A 16,298-nucleotide genomic window follows, 5' to 3' on the forward strand; every position below is an offset into this window, starting at 1 on the left:
CTAGAGATGCGCCGCGAGGAAGGCCCCGGCGTGCGCCGCGGCCTCCTCCCGGCTCCGGTGGCCGGCGGCCGCCTCGCCGCGCTCCCCGTCCGCACCGGTGGCCGCCCAGCGCCAGCCGCCCTCACCTTCCACCAACTCGGCCGAACCGCCGAAGAGTTCGATCGATCCGGGCCGCGCGGCCGGACGGTTGACGGCCTGCGGCCACTTCTTCCGGGCTCCCTGGCGGGTGATGCCCCAGGCGCCGCCGAGCTGTTCGTAACTGGCGCCGTAGGAGCCGGCGGTGGCGGCGGCGACCGCGGCGAGCCGCCCGACCTCGGCGTCCACCAGCTTCCAGGCGGACAGCACGGACAGGGCAACCTCGACCGGCTCGGCGTTCCACATCCGCTCGACGGGCAGCCCGGTCGCGCGGGCGCGCAGGCCGGCGGCGAGGGGTTCGAGCGCGGCGAGCAGGGCCTTGGCGAGTTCGTCGCGCTCCTGAGGGGTGATCTCCACGGTCGTCATGATGACAACCATAGTTACCAAAACCGAAGTCGACAACCATAGTTACCGGCGAAATCGGCCCACCAGGCTCGAATCCCGCCGCTCCGGCGCGAACGGAGTCCCCGAGGCGAGCCCCCGCCGGCCGACCACCAGGGCCTCCCCCAGGAAGCCGACACCGATGGACAGCTGGACCGGGCGGGCGTCCGCGGCGAGGCCGAAGTGCGCGGCGAGCGCGGCGAAGCCCGCCATCACCGCGAGCGAGAGCGCCGCGATCAGGAAGGTCCGGGCGGTGTAGCGCTGCCACAGCACCCCCTCCCGCTCGTAGACCCGGATGGTGGCGCCGCGCACCGCCCCCAGCGCGACGCCGAGCACGGAACCCGCCATGATCCAGCCGTAGTCGGCCGCCCCCAGTCCGTGGCGCTGGGCGACCGCCCACACGCCGAGGCCGGTGAGCACCACCGGCGCGCCGAAGAGGTCCCGGGCGTTGAGCGGCTCGCCGCGCAGCCTCCGGATCACCACCACCACGACCACCGCGGCGATCAGCCCCGCATGCACCCAGCCGTTCATCCCCACACCCCTTTTGTAGCTCGACCGTGCTAAATCAGCAATTTAGCTCGACCGTGCTATAACGGCAACATGCCGAAGATCGTCGACCCCGTGGAGCGCCGCCAGGCCGTCGCCGACGCCGTCCTGCGCGTCGCGGCCCGGGAGGGGCTGGAGCACACGTCGCTGCGCAACGTCGCCGAGGAGGCCGGACTGGCCATCGGCTCGGTGCGGCACTACTTCGCCGGCAGCTCGGAGCTGATGATCTTCGCGATGCGCGAGCTGGCCCGCCGGATCGAGGCCCGGATCCGCACCCACGCCGCCGTCCTGCTCGACCCGGCGGCCGTCGGCACCGACCGGCGCGAGCGGACCGTCCGGCTGCTCGCCGAGACCCTCCCGCTGGACGCCGAGCGCCGGGAGGAGTCCGCGCTCTGGCTCTCCTTCGTCACCGCCGCCCGCACCCGGCCCGACCTCCGGCCCCGCGCCGCCGAGGTGCAGGCCGGGCTGGACGACCTGGTCCGGCACGTCCTGGCCGAGTCCGAACGCGCCGGCGGCCTGGCCCCCGGCCTCGACCTCGGCATCGAGACCCGCCGGCTCTCCGCCCTGCTCGACGGCCTCACCCTCCAGGCCGTCCAGCACCCCGACCTGGTCGGCCCGGACGACCTGCGCGCGGTGCTCCGCCGCCACCTCGACACCCTGGCCGCGCCGTCGTAGTCACCGTCGCCACGCCGCCGTAGTCACCATTGCCGCGTCGCCGTATTCGCCGTCGCCGCGTCGGCCCCCGCCCGGGCATCGGACGGGGGCCGCGGCCCGCACGCGCGTGACGCGCTCAGCCCTGGGCGGCGCCCGTCGACGCACCCTCCGCGCAGACCGCCGAGACGAACTCGGCGACCCGCGCCTGCGGCAGACCGCGCGCGATGTCCGCCTCGCTGATCATGCCGACCAGCTTGTGCTCCGGGTGGTTGATCACCGGTAGCCGCCGCACCTGGTACTGCTCCATCACCCGCAGCACCTGGTCGCAGTCCTCGTCCGCCTCCACCGTCATCGGCCGCCCCTGCGCCAGTTCACCCGCCGTCACCGCTGCCGGGTCGCGCCCCTCGGCGACGCAGCGCAGCACGATGTCCCGGTCGGTGATGATGCCCAGCAGCTTGTCGCCCGGCCCGCAGATGGGCAGGGCCCCGACGTGGCGTTCCCGCATGATCCGGGCGGCGGCCGCGAGCGTCTCGTGCTCGCGGATGCACTCGGCGCCCGGGTGCATGATGTCGCTGGCTCTGGTCATGGTCGGCCTCCTGACCTGGCTTCCCTTCCCCTCGTCCATCGTGGTCCGGGCCGGTGGCCGTCGCCACCGGGCAACGCGCTCAGACCTCCTCCTCCGGCTCGGCCCGGCCGGCCCGCCCGGCCGGCTCGACCCGCCCGTCCGGCGACTCCGGGCCGCCCGGCTGGGACTTCTCCAACACCTCGTCCAAGGGTGGGAGTTCGTGCCTGGCCTGGTCCCGTTCCAGCCGCTCCTCCGGAACCTCTCCGCTCTCCACCGCCTCCTCCGCGGCCTTCGCCCCGGCCGCCACGGCCGCGGCCGTCAGCAGGTTCCGCTGCTGGACCTCCGTCGCGCTGTCCAGGAAGCGCAGCAGCTCCACCGGGAACGGCAGCACCAGCGTCGAGTTCTTCTCCGCCGCCACCTCCACCACGGTCTGCAACAGCCGCAGTTGCAGCGCCGCCGGGGTCGCGCTCATCACCGCCGCCGCCGCCGACAACCGCTCCGAGGCCTGGTACTCGCCGTCCGCCGTGATGATCCGGGCCCGCCGCTCCCGCTCGGCCTCCGCCTGCCGGGCGATCGAGCGCTTCATCGACTCCGGCAGCGCCACGTCCTTGATCTCCACCCGGTCGATCTCGATGCCCCAGCCCAGCGCCGGACTGTCGATCATCAACTCCAGGCCCTGGTTGATCGGTTCGCGGTTGGCCAGCAGGTCGTCCAGCTCACTCTTGCCGATGATCGAACGCAGCGAGGTCTGCGCGACCTGGGAGATCGCGAAGGTGTAGTCCTGCACGTTGACCGTGGCCTTCACCGGGTCCAGCACCCGGAAGTAGACCACCGCGTCCACCCGCACGGTCACGTTGTCCCGGGTGATGCCCTCCTGCCCCGGGATCGGCATCGTCACGATCTGCACGTTCACCCTGCGCAGCCGGTCCGCGACCGGCATCAACAGCACCAGCCCGGGATCGCGCACCTCGTCGCGCACCTTCCCGAAGCGGAACACCACGCCCTTCTGGAACTGCTGGACGACCCTGATGCTCAGGCCCGCGACGACCGCCCCGAGCCCGACCAGCCCCCCGATGGCCCCCAGCACCGCATCGACGATCATCGCGGCCTCCTCGCGGCCTGCGCGCACACCGGCGCGTCCGGCCGCCGCCGACCCGGACCGGCCGGGGACCGCCGGAGCAACTCATTCCACGCTACGCCTGCCCGAACGGCGCCGGAACGAACGCGGAAAGTCCTGCGGGAACCCTGGGTCCTGTCCGGCCGATCTCGCCGGGCCCGCGACGCCGGGCAAGATCGGCCGGACAGGACCTAGGATCTCGGCCATGCCGCACGAGGCCGTGCCCTCCTCCCCCGCCGACGACCCGGACGACCCCCGCCACCCCGCCGAGGCCGCCGCCCGGGCCGGCGGCCTCACCGCGCTGGACCGCGTCGTCACCGGCTGCCGGGCCTGCCCGCGCCTGGTCGAGTGGCGCGAGGAGACCGCCCGCACCAAGCGCCGCGCCTACCAGGACTGGGACTACTGGGCCCGCCCCATCCCCGGCTTCGGCCCACCGGACGCCCCGCTCGTCCTGGTCGGCCTCGCCCCCGCCGCCCACGGCGCCAACCGCACCGGTCGGATCTTCACCGGCGACCCGTCCGGCGACCTGCTCTACGCCGCCCTGTACGAACTCGGGCTCGCCAACCGCCCCGAGTCCGTCCGCCACGGCGACGGCCTGGAGCTGTCCGGCGTCCGGATCACCGACCCGGTCCGCTGCGCCCCGCCCGACAACAAGCCCAGCACCGCCGAACGCGACACCTGCCGGCCCTGGATCACCCGCGAACTCCAGCTGCTGCGCCCCACCGTGCGCACCGTCGTCGCCCTCGGCGGCTTCGCCTGGCAGGCGATGCTGCCGGTGATCGCCGACGCCGGCTGGCAGGTCCCCCGCCCCCGCCCGGCCTTCGGCCACGCCGCCCACGTCACCCTCACCGCCACCGACGGGGGCCCGCCGCTCCAGCTGTACGGCTGCTACCACGTGAGCCCGCGCAACACGAACACCGGCCGGCTCACCACCGCGATGCTCCGGGACCTCCTGCGCGAAGCCGCCCTCTCCGCGGGCCTCCACCCGAGGTAACACGGCACGCCCCGCCGGGCCCACGCACCGCGGCGCCGCGGGCGGAACGGCGAGCACCCGTGACCCCGGCGGCCACCGACAGGCCGGACCCGCCACCCGAAGGCCCGGCCGCCCGGCGCGAGGGAACCCCCGCGAACGGGCGCCGGCCGCTCATCGGCGGGCCGACGCCACGTCGCGCGCGGCCCGCTACCCGAACCGGGGCAGCTTCCGTCCGCCCGCCCGCCGCCAGACGTCCGGCAGCCGTCGGCGGGCGCCCTCCTGGGTGACCAGCTGGCGGGCGTACAGGACGCCGTAGCCGAAGGGCTCGCCGCCGGTCGCGGCGTTGGCGGCGAGCGCGGTCGCGGCGACCACGGCGTCCTGGTGTTCGCCCAGCACCTCCTGGACGGCCTTCATCCGCTGCGCGTAGCGGTCCGCCCGGGCGCCGGCCACCGGGGCGGCGGTCTCACCGGCGTAGCGGGCCCGCTTGGCCGCCTTGCGGGCCTCGTGGAGGGCGAGGTCCCGGTCCTCGGGGGCGGCGGCGAGGGCGGTGCGGACGCGTTCGGCCGTACGGCGCTGCTCGCGGGCGGCGATCCGGGAGAGTTCCGGGAGGGCGCCGCGGGCGGCGCGCGGGCGCAGCGGCGGGTCGGCGAGGAGGGCGGCGAGGGCCTCGCCGAGGGCCCGTCGGCGGGGGTCGTCGAGGGCGGCGAGCACCTCGGGCCAGACCTGGCGGTAGTCGGCCTCGCCCCACCGCTCCAGTGCGTCGGCGACCCGGCGCGGCCCGCATTCGGCGGGCAGCTCGCGGGCCTCGGCGACCAGCCGTCCGGCCAGCACCTCGCGGTCCCGGGCCCCGCCGAGAGCGGCGCCGAGCCAGCGCAGCCCGGCGGCCAGCTCGTCGGTCGCGCCCGGGGTGAACAGCCGCCGGAAGGTCCGCAGGGCGCTGCGCAACCGCCGGCAGGCGACCCGCATCCGGTGCACGGCGTCCGGCTCGTCCGCCCGGACGGCGTCGTCCAGTCCGGCCAGCACCACGGCCTGCGCCTCGATCCGGGCCAGCAGGACCTGCCCCACCGTGGTCTCGGGTGTCACCATGCGCGCGCCCCCTCGTCGGGTCAGCGGGAACGCCTTCCAGGCTAATCCGGGCCGGGCCGGTGTCGACCGGGCGGAAGACCCGCAGGCTACTGAGGACGGGGCGGCCCGACCAGGGACCTACGGGCCCTCGTGCCGGACGTGAGCACCATGGCATACTCCGGAGCGTGACGATCTCCTCCCACGCGACCAGGGCCCTGCGGGCCGCGGTGTTCACCGCGCTCGCCGTGCCGATGGCCGCGCTGGGCCAGGTGGTCATCACGGGCCGCCCGCTGCCGCTGTCGCTGGTGGCCTCGGCCTGTGCCGTCGTCTTCCTGGTCGCGGCCGTGCCGGCCGGCGGGGAGCGGCGGATGCTGCACATCTCCGGCGTGATGGTGCCGGTCGAGCTGCTGCTCAACACCGCGTTCAACCTGGGCCAGACCAGCTGTTCACCGGTGCTGACCGGCCAGGTGCCCGCCCGCGGGGTGAACCTGCTGGTCTGTGGCGGCGGTTCGATGGACGGGTCGCTGCTGGGCGGCCCGCTGGGCCACGCCGGGCAGCTGGCCCCCGCCGCGACCCAACTGCTGCTCCTGCTGGTGCACGTGGCGATCGCGCTGGCGGCCTCGGCCTGGCTGCGGATGGGCGATGCCGCCCTGTCCGGCCTGGCCCGGGCGCTGTGCGCGCTGCGCGAGTCGCTGGCCGGCCCGCTGCGCGCCCTGGTCGCCCTGCTGCTCCCGGCCCCGGCGCGTCCGGTGCTGCGGGTGCCGCTGCCGGTGTCGGACCGCGCCCGGCCGCGCCGCGAGGACGTGGTGCTGAGCCCGGCGCCCCGGCGCGGCCCGCCCGCTCTCGCGCCTGCCTGCTGATCATCCCTCTCGGCTGATCACCCCGCGTACCCGGCCGGACGGCCCCGGTACGCCCGCAGGCAGCGCGCACGACTCCCGCGTTCACCGATCCCGCCGCACCAGGTGCGGCTCCCGCGCGCACCCGCGCGCCGCGTACAGGAGTTGACTTCCCCATGTCGCAGGACAAGAACAAGAAGCGCGTCAGTGCCCGTGAGCGGATCCAGGAGGCGCAGCGCCGCGAGCAGCAGGTCGCCAAGCGCCGTCAGCGGATCGTCGTCGCGGTCTCCGCCGTCGCCGTGCTGGCCCTCGCGGGCGGTGTCGCCGTCGCGGTCAACTCGGCTTCGACCAAGGACGACAAGACCTCCGCCGCCGCTTCGGCCGCGCTGGTGGTGCCGGCGAACGCCTCCGGTGAGAACGGCACGGTGATCACCTACGGCAAGGCCGACGCCCCGCACACGATGGAGATCTACGAGGACTTCCGCTGCCCGGTGTGCAAGCACTTCGAGGCGGCGAACGGCGAGACCGTCAAGAAGCTCACCGAGGACGGCCAGATCAAGGTGAACTTCCACCTGGCGGCCTTCCTGGACAAGAACCTCGGCGGCAGGGGCTCGCGCACCGCGCTGGCCGCCGCCGGCGCCGCCCTGAACGAGGGCGTGGACAAGTTCAAGGCGTTCCACGACGTGCTGTACGCCAACCAGCCGGACGAGCGCGAGGACGGCTTCGGCGACGTCAACCACATCCTGGACCTGGCCGGCCAGGTGCCCGGCCTGAAGACGGACGCCTTCGTGAAGGCGGTGACCGACAAGACCTACGCGCCGTGGGCGGCCAAGGTCTCGGACGCGTTCAACGACAGCGGGGTGACCGGCACTCCGACGGTCAAGGTGGACGGCAAGACCGTCACCCTGTTCGCCGGCAACGCCGTCGTCTCGCCCGAGCAGTTCACCGCACAGGTCAAGCAGGCGGCCGGCCTCCAGTAGGCCGCACCACCACCGGACCGCACGGCACCACCCGGCCCGGCCGACTCCCGGCCGGGCCGGCTCCTCCCAGCCAGCCACCGGAGTGTGCTGCCATGACCGCCGCTACCACCGAAACCGCGCACCCCCGCAGATCCGCCCCGGACGGCGCCGGCGCCACCGGCCGGGCGCCGGTCGGCGCGAGCCGGGCGCTCGCCCTCCTGCTGTTCCTCGGCGGGCTGGTCGGGCTGGCCGCCTCGGCCGTCCTGACCTTCGACAAGCTCCGCATCCTGGAGAACCCCTCCTACGTCCCCAGCTGCAACATCAACCCGGTGATCAGCTGCGGCTCGGTGATGCGCACCGAGCAGGCGGAGGTCTTCGGCTTCCCGAACCCGCTGCTCGGCCTGGCCGCCTTCGGCGCGCTGGCGGCGATCGGCGCGGGGCTGCTCGCCGGAGCCGCGTACCGGCGCTGGTTCTGGCTGGCCCTGAACGCGGGCACCGCGGTGGGCGTGGTGTTCGTGCACTGGCTGATCGACCAGGCGCTGTACGACATCGGCGCGCTGTGCCCGTACTGCATGGTGGTGTGGGCGACGGTGGTGGTGCTGTTCTGGTACACCACGCTGCACAACCTGCGTACGGGCGTGATCCCGGCGGGCCCGCGGCTGCGGGTCGTCGCCGGGGAGGCGGCGCGGTACCACTGGGCGCTGCCGGTGCTGTGGGCCGCGGTGATCGCACTGCTGGTCCTGAACCGCTTCTGGTACTACTGGAGCACCCTCCTCTGACCATCCGTCACCCCACGTACCCGGGCGAGTGCAGCAGCGCGGCGGCGCCCGTGCGCCGGGCCTCCAGGGCCCCGGTGAGCCGGCGCGCCGCACCGGGGTGCAGCAGGGCGGCCGCCCGCGCCGGGGTGAAGTACCCGTGGTCGGCGATCTCCTCGACCTGGAGCCGGACGGCGGCCCCGGGCGCGACCGTCCCGCCGTCGAACATGAACTGGACGGCGGGGTGGGCGTGTTCACCCTGGTCGGGGATCGCGTCGCGCCACTCCACCACGAGCAGGCGCAGCGGTCCGGCCAACAGGCCCGTCTCCTCGTACAGTTCGCGGGCCGCGCACTCGGCGGGCCCCTCCCCCGGGTCCATCCCGCCACCGGGGAACTGCCACTGGTCGCGGTAACCGGCCTTCAGCAGCAGGACCTTGCCCGCCTCGTCCGTCAGCAGCACACTGCACCCGACGTAGGCGCGCACCAGCCCGGCGAGCCACTGCTCCTCCGTGAGTGCCCAGGTTTCCGTCATCGTGTCTCCTCCGCCGACCGCCGCCCCCGGGGACAATCTGCCGCGGTCCCCACCCGCCAAACGACGGTTCGCGCCGATCCACCCGAACGAGTGGCAGCGGCCGCCCGCTACCCGAAGACGGCCCGGCGGAAGGCGTTGCGCAGTTCGGTGAGCCGCCGGATGTCCCGGTCGTAGTGCACCTTGTTGGTGAGCAGCAGGGCCCAGCGGCCGAGCCGGCGGGAGATCCAGAAGCCGGTGCCGGTGAAGCCGTAGTGGACGAGGGTGCCCTCGGCGGGTTCGGTGCCGGGGGCGTACAGCCAGGACAGGCCGCGGGCGGGGGCGAGGCCGCCGGTCTGCTCGCGCAGCGACTCCTCGATCCACGGCGCGCCCCAGGGCAGTCCGGGCGGCGGGTCGAGCAGCGCGGTGAGGAAGCGGGCGAGGTCGCGGGCGGTGGCGAAGGCCCCGGCGTTGCCGGAGACGCCGCCGAGCAGCCGGGCGGAGGGGTCGTGGACGACGCCGCACAGGTGGGCGCCGGCCCGCTCCTCGTGCTCGGTGGGCGCGGTGCGGGCGGCGAGCGCCGCGCCGAGCGGGCCGTACCGGGTGTCGGTCATGCCGAACGGCCGCCACGCCCAGCGTGCGGCGAGCTCGTCCAGCGGCCCGCCCCCGAGGTCCTCGACCAGGTGGGTGAGCAGCACCGCGGCCCGGTCGGTGTACTCCACGGCCGTACCCGGCGGGCGGTGCAGCGGGGCGGCGACGACCCCGGACCGGATCGCCGCGAGGTCCCGCCCGTAGAGCTGCTCGAAGCGGGTGTACGGGAGCATCCCGGCGGTGTGGGCGAGGAGTTGACGGACCGTCACCACGGCCGAGGGGTGGCCGTCGGCCGGACGCCACCAGCGGCCGAGCGGTTCGTCCAACGGCAGCCGGCCGGACTGCCAGAGCACCCCGGCGCAGGGCCAGAGCGCGACGACCTTGGTCAGGCTGGCGAGGTCGTACAGGGTGTCCGGCCCGGGCCGCAGCCGCGCGTACCGCCCCTGTCCGAGCACGCCGTGGCTGCCGCCGCCGAGCGTGCCGTCGGCGTCGCCGACGGCCCAGACGGCGCCCGCCCCGACGGTGCGCGCCCCCTCGCCGACGAGCCGGTCCAGCTCCCCGCCGGGCACGGCCAGGTCGGGGAGCCGGTCGGCTCCGGGTGCTCGATGGCTCATCGCGTCCGCCTCCCAGGGCCCTCCCGAGGCCCTTCCGCGGGGCCGACGGGAGCCTTCCCCGCGCGGCGGCGGCTCAGACCGCCGGAGCCAGCTCCTTGCCGAGGCAGATGCTCTGCGGGTGGTCCTTGTAGATGCCGAACTTCCGGATCGCGGCGTAGCCCTCGGACTCGTACAGCCCGACGGCCTCGGGCTGCTCGGTTCCGGTCTCCAGGATGACCCGGGTGCGTCCGGCCTCGACGGCCGACCGCTCCAGGCGCCGCAGCATCGCGCGGGCCAGGCCCCGGCCGCGGGCCTCGGGGACCACGAACATCCGCTTCAGTTCGACGTCACCGTCCCGCAGGTCGTCCGGGCCGGCTTGCTTGGCCCGCCAGCCCCCGCAGGCGACCGGGTGGCCGTCCAGGTAGGCGATCACGAACAGGCCGGCCGGCGCCTCGAAGTCCTCGGGGCGCATGACGGTCTCGTCCGGGTCGCCGTAGCGGCGCACGTACTCCTGCTGCACCTCCGCCGACAGGGCCTGGGCGTCGGGGTGGGCGTAGCCGGTGGTGCGGAACTCGACGGTGCCGGTGTCCCGGGTGGTGCTGGTGTTCATGGTGGAAGAGCCTACGGTCCCCGCTCAGCGGGCCTCGAACCGGGCGACCAGGTCGTCCTTGCCGAACATCCGGGCGGTGTCCACGGCGCTCGGGGTGCCGCCCCGCGGGTCGGCGCCGCCGGCCAGCAGGACGTCGAGCACGTCCCCGGCGCCCTTGAAGACGGCGCCGGCGAGCGGGGTCTGGCCGCGGTCGTTGGCGCGGTTCGGGTCGGCGCCGTGCCGGAGCAGCTCCGCGACGGTGGCGGCGTGGCCGTGGTAGGCGGCGAGCATCACCAGGGTGTCGCCGCGGTCGTTGGTGAGGTCGGCCGGGGCGCCGGCGTCCAGGTAGGCGGACAGGGCGTCGGTCTCGCCGGCCCGGGCAGCGTCGAAGAGCTTCCCGGCGAGGGCGATCACCTCGGCGTCGGGGGCGTCGGGGGCGTCGGGGGCGTCGGCGGGCTGCCGGCTGGCGGCGTCGGTCATGGCGGAAGGCCTTTCCGGTCGGATCGTCGGGCGGTCACGGGGCTGCGCCAGCGCATGGTAGCGGCCGCCACCGGTGCGTCGCGCAGCCATTCGAGCGAACTTCCCGGACCCCCCGGAAACTTCCCGCCCGCCGCCAGGGAATGCCTCGGCTCACCGATTCCCCACGACACCCGGCCCGCACCCCCGGCCGGTTCGCATACCGCGCCCGGCCACTCCGACGGCATTGAACGGCAGAACCACCCATTTGCGCCGTTCCATCATCTATTACTTTTTGTCACGATGAGTGCACTTTCCGTGACACCCCCGCTTGTCCCCACCTTCCTGAGGAGCGGAACGTGATCCTCTCGATTTCCGGCATCGTCCTGTTCGGCACCATCGCCTTTCTCTTCTTCCGCCGGGACGGACTAAAGGTCTCCCACGCCATCGTCTGCGCCCTGTTCGGCTTCTACATCGCCGGCTCCTCGATCGCGCCGAGCATCACCGCCGGCGGCGCCAGCCTCGCCAGCCTGCTCAGCGGCATCAAGTTCTGACCACCCCACTCCCCAGTCACCGGCCCGGGCGCGGGTCCCACCGCCCCGGGCCCCGTCGCACCCCAGCCGCGCACCCCACCCGCCCCACCCGCCCGGGGAGTCAAGGAAATGCCGCTCAACCGCCACCTCAGCAAGGGCCGGGCGATCGCCCGGACCGCCGGGGACCACGCCTCCGACATGTTCGCCCCGCTGTCCGTCATCGGCCGCGGGCTGCGCCACCACGCCGACTGGGCCAGGTCCCGCTGGCAGGACACCCCGAAGGAGCGCCGCGGCCCGACGCTGTTCCTGGCCGCCGCCATGGCGATCGGCGTCTACCTGCTGCCGCACGGCCTGCTGTTCGCCCTGGTCGCCCTGATGGCCAGCGCCGCCTGGGCCGGCCGCTCGCCCAAGGCGCCGGCCGCGCCCGCCGGACCGGACGTCGCCGACGTCAAGCTGGGCGCCCTCTACGCGGCCCTCACCCCCTACCTGTGCGGCCCCGAGGACGCCAACCCGCTGTACCACTTCGAGGGCAGCCACAAGAGCGCCTTCAGCGGGTGGGAGTTCGACGGCGAGGGCCGGCTCGCCCGGCTGGAGCTGAGCTACCCCGCGTACTTCACCGACACCGAGCCGACCGCCCGGGCCCGGATCGAGCAGGTGATCCAGGGCAAGGCGGGCCGGGCCCGGGAGTACCGCTTCGACTGGGACGAGGAGTCCAACCGGCTGCGGATCACCGCACTGGCGCCGCTGCCCGCCGACATCGTCGCCCAGCGCTTCGTGGCCGCCCCCGGCGAGATCGTGCTGGGCTTCACCGACGAGGACGGCACCGCCCGCACCATCCCGGTCGTCCGGGGCGGCACCACCGTCCAGCAGCCGCCGGTGGTCTGGCGCACCGGCCCGCGCTCGCCCGAACCGCACCTGCTGGCGCTGGGCACCACCGGCTACGGCACCTCCAGCCTGCTGCGCTCGGTCGCCCTCCAGGCCCTCCCGTACGCCGACCTGGTGGTGGTCGACGGCGCCGGCACCGGGGAGCACGCCTGCCTGGTGAACCGGCCCGGCGTGCACACCGTGGAGACCAGCCTGCACGGGGCGCTGGCCGCCCTGGGGTGGGCGGCCGACGAGACCGAGCGGCGGCTCACCGCGCTCAACGCCGCCCGGTACGCCGGCAGCGCGCCGCCCGAGGACGTCACCCGGCCGCTGTGGCTCCTGCTGGACCACCCGACCGAACTGAGCGAGCTCGCCCGGGCCGAGGGCCGGACCGACCCGCAGGACCTGCTGGAACTCCCGCTGCGGCACGGCCGGGCCGCCCGGGTCACCGTGGTGATCGCCGACGACCTGGAGGCCCTGGACCGGATCACCCCCACCGTCCGCGCCACCACCCGGGCCCGCGTGGTGCTCGGCCCGGCCGGCCCGGACGAGGGCCGCGCCGTGCTCGGCGTGCCACTGGACATCGCGCCCGCCGGGCACGCCCCGGTCGGCCGCGGCTACGCCCGGATCGGCAACGGAGCCCCGGTCCGGCTCCAGGTGCCCGCCACCGTCGACCCGCTGGACGACGAGGCCCCGGCCCCGCTGCGGGACGCGGTGATCGCGCTGCTGCCGCACCGGGACAGCCGCACCGAGGCCGCCGCCGTGCCGCCCCGCCCGGAGCGCCCGCCGGCGGTCCCGCCGATCGATCCGGCCGCGCCCGCCCGGCCCGTCGACCTGGCCAAGGGCGAGCCGATGATCCGTTCACGCCCGATCTCCTGACCTCCGGCACGGCGGGGCCGGACGCCACCGCCGAATGCCCTCCGGGTAGGCTCGTCACAGAAAGTCCGCACCATCACCAGATGTGAAATAGGTGACACCTGGGGTGATATCACCGGCCAGATGTGACAAATCGGGCGCTGGTGGGTACAAACAGGGGCGGCACAACAGACGACGCATGTCCCGGGACGGGAATCTTCGTCGGAAGCCGAGCGTTGACCGAACGACGAAGAACAGCGACCACTAGTCCTGTGGGCCATAAGCCCGGGAGGCACGATTCATGAGCGAGCGAGCTCTCCGCGGCACGCGACTCGGGGCAACTAGCTACGAGACCGACCGTGGTATCGATCTGGCTCCCCGCCAGACCGTCGAGTACGCATGTCAGAACGGACACCGTTTCGAGGTTCCTTTCTCGGTCGAGGCGGAGATCCCCTCGACCTGGGAATGCCGCTTCTGTGGCCAGGAGGCGGCGCTTCTCGACGGTGACGAGCCGGAGGAGAAGAAGACCAAGCCGACGCGCACCCATTGGGACATGCTGATGGAGCGCCGGACGCGCGAGGAGCTGGAGGAGGTGCTGGCCGAGCGGCTGGCCGTGCTCCGCTCCGGTGGGATGAACCTCGCGGTGCACCCGCGGGACACCCGTAAGAGCGCCTGACACCTCGCTCCCGCCGCGAGCGGGAGGACGCGAAAAGGGACCCTGGTCACCAGGGTCCCTTTCGCGTTGTCCGCTTCGCGTTGTCCGCTTCGTGTCGGCCGCTTCGTGTCGGCCGCTTCGTGTCGGCCGTGCGGCGGGCCCGTCGCACCGCACGGACGACGGGCCCCTCGGGGCCGGACGGAGCGCGCCGTCCCCCGAGGGGCCCGCCGTCGGCCCTCCGGCCGTCAGCCCGCCAGCGGCGGTCGGTAGCCGGTGTCCGGGCCCTGCGGCCCGCGCGGGCCGGCCTCCGGGTCCACCACCTCGCCCTGGATCACCTTGCCGTCCGGGCGGTGGATGCGCAGCTGCTCCTGGAGCCGCATCGCGTCCGCCAGCGGGTCGGTGCCGGCGGCGGAGGCGCGGCGCAGCACCTGGTCCGCCGCCCGCCGCCCGGCCAGCCGCCACAGCGCCCGGGTGGGCGGGAAGAGCAGCGTCAGGGCGATCAGGTCCGACAGGAAGCCGGGCACGATCAGCAGCAGGCCGGCCAGCACGGTCATGCTGGTGCCGGTCTGCGGCTGCTGGGACTGCGGGTTCTTGCTCTGCTCGATCGCCGCCGACAGCGCCTTCAGCCCGGCCCGCTTGATCAGCGAGCCGCCGATCAGGGCGCCCGCGATGAGCAGCAGCACGACGGTGAGGCCGCCCAGCCACGAGCCGACCTGGACCAGCAGCCAGATCTCCAGCACCAGCCAGGCGGTGATCAGCAGCGGCAGCGCCCGGCGGAGCCTGCTACGGGGGGCCGGACGGGTGGGGGTAGCTTGCTGGGTCACGGTACGAATCCACTCCAAGCGGTGCTCTGCGCGCCGCACGGGAGGTCCGGGCCGGCTACGGCACCACCTGGTCCAACGATTCCCGTTCGGCCGGTGTTCCGTTCGAGGACTTCTTCCGGCGGCCGATCAGGACGGCGGCGGCGCAGGCCAGCAGGCCTCCGACGGCCAGCGTCCACTCCGGGACGGCGCCGACCCGGTCGGCCACCGTGGTGCCGTCGCGCAGCGGGACGGTCGCCGACAGCTCGGCCGCGGTCAGCTCCTCGGTGCGCTGCTGGACGCTGCCGTCCGGCGAGATCACCGCGCTGATGCCGCTGGTGGCGGCGATCAGCACCGCCCGGCCGTGTTCGACGGCCCGCAGCCGGCTCATCGCGAGCTGCTGCTCGGGCTGGCCGGTCTTGGCGTAGGTCGCGTTGTTGGTCTGGACGACCAGGACCCGGGCGCCGCTGTCCACGGTGTCGCGGACGATCTCGTCGTACGCCACCTCGAAGCAGATCACGTCACCGATCCGGGCCGGGCCGAGCTGCATCACGCCGTTGTGGTCGCCGGGGTAGAAGTCCCGGGCGACCCGCTGGAGGCGGGTGATCACCTTCATCAGCTGGGCGCGGAAGGGCACGTACTCGCCGAACGGGACGGGGTGCTGCTTGGTGTAGGAGGCGCCGGGGCCGGTGACCGGGTCCCAGACGATGCCCTCGTTCTGGACGTGCTGGGCATCCGGGCCGTCCACCAGGGTGCCGACCAGGGTCGGCACGCCGACGGCCTTCACGGCCTCGTCGATCCGCCGGCGGGCCAGCGGATCGCTGAACGGGTCGAGGTCGGAGGAGTTCTCCGGCCAGATCACGATATCCGGGCGCTCGACCCTGCCGGCCTCGATGTCGGCGGCGAGCCGCTCGGTGGCCGAGGCGTGGTTGTTGAGGACCATCATCGGGCGGCCCAGGAAGTCCATGCCCGGGTTGGGCACGTTGCCCTGGACGATGGCGACCTTGACGGTGTCGGCCGCGACGGTGGGCACCGGGACCAGGTAGCCGGCGAGCGGCGCGGCCACCGCGCCGAGCGCCGCCAGCGCGGCCGCCTTCGGGGCCCGGCCCGGCCCGCGCAGGCGCAGCGCGGCCCAGGCCAGCAGGGTGCCGGAGAGCGCGACCGCGAAGGTCACCAGCGGTGCGCCGCCGAGCGCCGCCAGCGGGGTGTACGGGGTGGCGGTGTTGGCGAACGCCAGCCGGCCCCAGGGGAAGCCGCCGAGCGGCAGCCGGTCCCGGGCCCACTCCTGGGTGATCCACAGGCAGGCGGCCCAGAGCGGCCGGCCGGGCAGCCGGGAGGTGACGGCCAGTGCGCCGCCGAGCAGGGCGAGGAACAGCGCCTCGATGACGGACAGGCCGACCGTGGCGTCCCAGCCGACCACCCGCAGCCAGCTGAGCAGCATCAGGAAGAACGGCAGGCCGAAGGCGAAGCCCGTCCACAGGCCCTGGCGGAAGGTGCGGCCCCGGGTGAGCAGCGAAAGCGCGGCGACGCCGAGCAGCGCCAGCGGCCACAGGTCGTACGGCGGGAAGGCGAAGGCCAGCAGCAGGCCGGACAGGGCGGCGAGGCCGGTACGGGGCAGGCCGGACAGGGCGGCGAGGCCGGTACGGGGCAGTCCGGCGCGGACCTTGGCGAGCGCGCGGGCCGTCCGGCTCGGCCGGGGCGCTTCCGGCTCCTGGGGCTCGGGTGCGGTCCCGGACCGCTCCTGGGTGACGGGAGTGGCCACCGGCGCACCATCTTCCTGGGGCTTGCTGTTCGGACGCTGTGCGAAGAAGGTACCCCGGAACGTCGCCGGCCCGTGCGGTCAGGGTGACAGAGGGGTCAGCGCGGGG

General features: G+C 74.5%; 19 protein-coding genes. 8 read left to right on the forward strand and 11 right to left on the reverse strand.

Annotation, left to right across the window (positions count from 1 at the left end; translation table 11 throughout):
• Together ACFRAR_RS01995 and ACFRAR_RS02000 are read right to left on the reverse strand one after the other, a co-directional pair.
• On the reverse strand, positions 1–501 hold the full coding sequence (locus ACFRAR_RS01995) for a hypothetical protein (protein WP_380693664.1): 501 nt from the start codon (positions 499–501) through the stop codon (positions 1–3).
• Positions 502–543: 42 nt separating this feature from the next.
• Positions 544–1,047 (reverse strand): DUF1453 domain-containing protein, encoded by a 504-nt coding sequence (locus ACFRAR_RS02000; protein WP_380693666.1) that lies wholly within the window; start codon positions 1,045–1,047, stop codon positions 544–546.
• Between the two features lie 69 nt (positions 1,048–1,116).
• Here ACFRAR_RS02000 and ACFRAR_RS02005 point away from each other — a divergent pair, with 69 nt between their 5' ends.
• Positions 1,117–1,737 carry a TetR/AcrR family transcriptional regulator gene (locus tag ACFRAR_RS02005; RefSeq protein WP_380693668.1) on the forward strand — a complete coding sequence of 207 codons (621 nt, stop codon included), beginning with the start codon at positions 1,117–1,119 and terminating at the stop codon, positions 1,735–1,737.
• Positions 1,738–1,852: 115 nt separating this feature from the next.
• Here the strand turns inward: ACFRAR_RS02005 and ACFRAR_RS02010 are convergent, their stop codons facing one another.
• Positions 1,853–2,302 (reverse strand): CBS domain-containing protein, encoded by a 450-nt coding sequence (locus tag ACFRAR_RS02010; protein ID WP_380693670.1) that lies wholly within the window; start codon positions 2,300–2,302, stop codon positions 1,853–1,855.
• A gap of 79 nt (positions 2,303–2,381) precedes the next feature.
• Complete coding sequence (locus ACFRAR_RS02015; protein WP_380693672.1) at positions 2,382–3,383, reverse strand: slipin family protein; 1,002 nt, start codon at positions 3,381–3,383, stop codon at positions 2,382–2,384.
• Positions 3,384–3,603: 220 nt separating this feature from the next.
• Between ACFRAR_RS02015 and ACFRAR_RS02020 the strand changes: the two genes are divergently transcribed.
• Positions 3,604–4,392 carry a uracil-DNA glycosylase gene (locus ACFRAR_RS02020; RefSeq protein ID WP_380693674.1) on the forward strand — a complete coding sequence of 263 codons (789 nt, stop codon included), beginning with the start codon at positions 3,604–3,606 and terminating at the stop codon, positions 4,390–4,392.
• 186 nt (positions 4,393–4,578) lie between these two features.
• Here ACFRAR_RS02020 and ACFRAR_RS02025 read toward each other — a convergent pair whose 3' ends face one another.
• Positions 4,579–5,457, reverse strand: coding sequence for a CHAD domain-containing protein (locus tag ACFRAR_RS02025; RefSeq protein ID WP_380693676.1), 879 nt, complete (start codon positions 5,455–5,457; stop codon positions 4,579–4,581).
• A 164-nt stretch (positions 5,458–5,621) separates the two neighbouring features.
• Between ACFRAR_RS02025 and ACFRAR_RS02030 the strand changes: the two genes are divergently transcribed.
• From ACFRAR_RS02030 to ACFRAR_RS02040, 3 genes are all read left to right on the forward strand, one after another.
• A complete protein-coding gene (locus ACFRAR_RS02030) occupies positions 5,622–6,296 on the forward strand; it encodes a hypothetical protein (RefSeq protein WP_380693679.1) in 675 nt (224 codons plus the stop codon).
• Positions 6,297–6,448: 152 nt separating this feature from the next.
• A complete protein-coding gene (locus ACFRAR_RS02035; RefSeq protein ID WP_380693681.1) occupies positions 6,449–7,252 on the forward strand; it encodes a DsbA family protein in 804 nt (267 codons plus the stop codon).
• A 92-nt stretch (positions 7,253–7,344) separates the two neighbouring features.
• Entirely contained in the window at positions 7,345–8,010 is a 666-nt protein-coding gene (locus ACFRAR_RS02040; protein WP_380693683.1) for a vitamin K epoxide reductase family protein, read from the forward strand.
• Between the two features lie 7 nt (positions 8,011–8,017).
• Here ACFRAR_RS02040 and ACFRAR_RS02045 read toward each other — a convergent pair whose 3' ends face one another.
• From ACFRAR_RS02045 to ACFRAR_RS02060, 4 genes are all read right to left on the reverse strand, one after another.
• Positions 8,018–8,518, reverse strand: coding sequence for an NUDIX domain-containing protein (locus ACFRAR_RS02045; RefSeq protein ID WP_380693685.1), 501 nt, complete (start codon positions 8,516–8,518; stop codon positions 8,018–8,020).
• A gap of 107 nt (positions 8,519–8,625) precedes the next feature.
• Positions 8,626–9,699: a serine hydrolase domain-containing protein gene (locus tag ACFRAR_RS02050; RefSeq protein ID WP_380693687.1), complete on the reverse strand. Its 1,074-nt coding sequence runs from the start codon at positions 9,697–9,699 to the stop codon at positions 8,626–8,628.
• 73 nt (positions 9,700–9,772) lie between these two features.
• Complete coding sequence (locus ACFRAR_RS02055) at positions 9,773–10,288, reverse strand: GNAT family N-acetyltransferase (RefSeq protein ID WP_380693690.1); 516 nt, start codon at positions 10,286–10,288, stop codon at positions 9,773–9,775.
• A gap of 24 nt (positions 10,289–10,312) precedes the next feature.
• Positions 10,313–10,747, reverse strand: coding sequence for an ankyrin repeat domain-containing protein (locus ACFRAR_RS02060; protein WP_380693692.1), 435 nt, complete (start codon positions 10,745–10,747; stop codon positions 10,313–10,315).
• 335 nt (positions 10,748–11,082) lie between these two features.
• On the opposite strand from ACFRAR_RS02060, the gene ACFRAR_RS02065 reads away from it, so the two are divergent.
• The 3 genes from ACFRAR_RS02065 (at position 11,083) to ACFRAR_RS02075 (ending at position 13,651) form a co-directional block, all read left to right on the forward strand.
• Complete coding sequence (locus tag ACFRAR_RS02065) at positions 11,083–11,277, forward strand: hypothetical protein (protein WP_359827363.1); 195 nt, start codon at positions 11,083–11,085, stop codon at positions 11,275–11,277.
• 108 nt (positions 11,278–11,385) lie between these two features.
• On the forward strand, positions 11,386–12,999 hold the full coding sequence (locus ACFRAR_RS02070) for a hypothetical protein (protein WP_380693694.1): 1,614 nt from the start codon (positions 11,386–11,388) through the stop codon (positions 12,997–12,999).
• Between the two features lie 277 nt (positions 13,000–13,276).
• Positions 13,277–13,651: an RNA polymerase-binding protein RbpA gene (locus ACFRAR_RS02075; RefSeq protein WP_188300504.1), complete on the forward strand. Its 375-nt coding sequence runs from the start codon at positions 13,277–13,279 to the stop codon at positions 13,649–13,651.
• Positions 13,652–13,875: 224 nt separating this feature from the next.
• Here ACFRAR_RS02075 and fxsA read toward each other — a convergent pair whose 3' ends face one another.
• Both fxsA and lnt read right to left on the reverse strand, forming a co-directional pair.
• Positions 13,876–14,454, reverse strand: a complete 579-nt coding sequence (gene fxsA / locus ACFRAR_RS02080) for an FxsA family membrane protein (protein WP_380693697.1) — start codon at positions 14,452–14,454, stop codon at positions 13,876–13,878.
• Positions 14,455–14,509: 55 nt separating this feature from the next.
• Positions 14,510–16,192 (reverse strand): apolipoprotein N-acyltransferase, encoded by a 1,683-nt coding sequence (gene lnt, locus ACFRAR_RS02085; protein WP_380693699.1) that lies wholly within the window; start codon positions 16,190–16,192, stop codon positions 14,510–14,512.
• Between the last annotated feature and the right edge of the window lie 106 nt (positions 16,193–16,298).

This window comes from Kitasatospora sp. NPDC056651 (assembly GCF_042792155.1).
Classification (GTDB): domain Bacteria; phylum Actinomycetota; class Actinomycetes; order Streptomycetales; family Streptomycetaceae; genus Kitasatospora.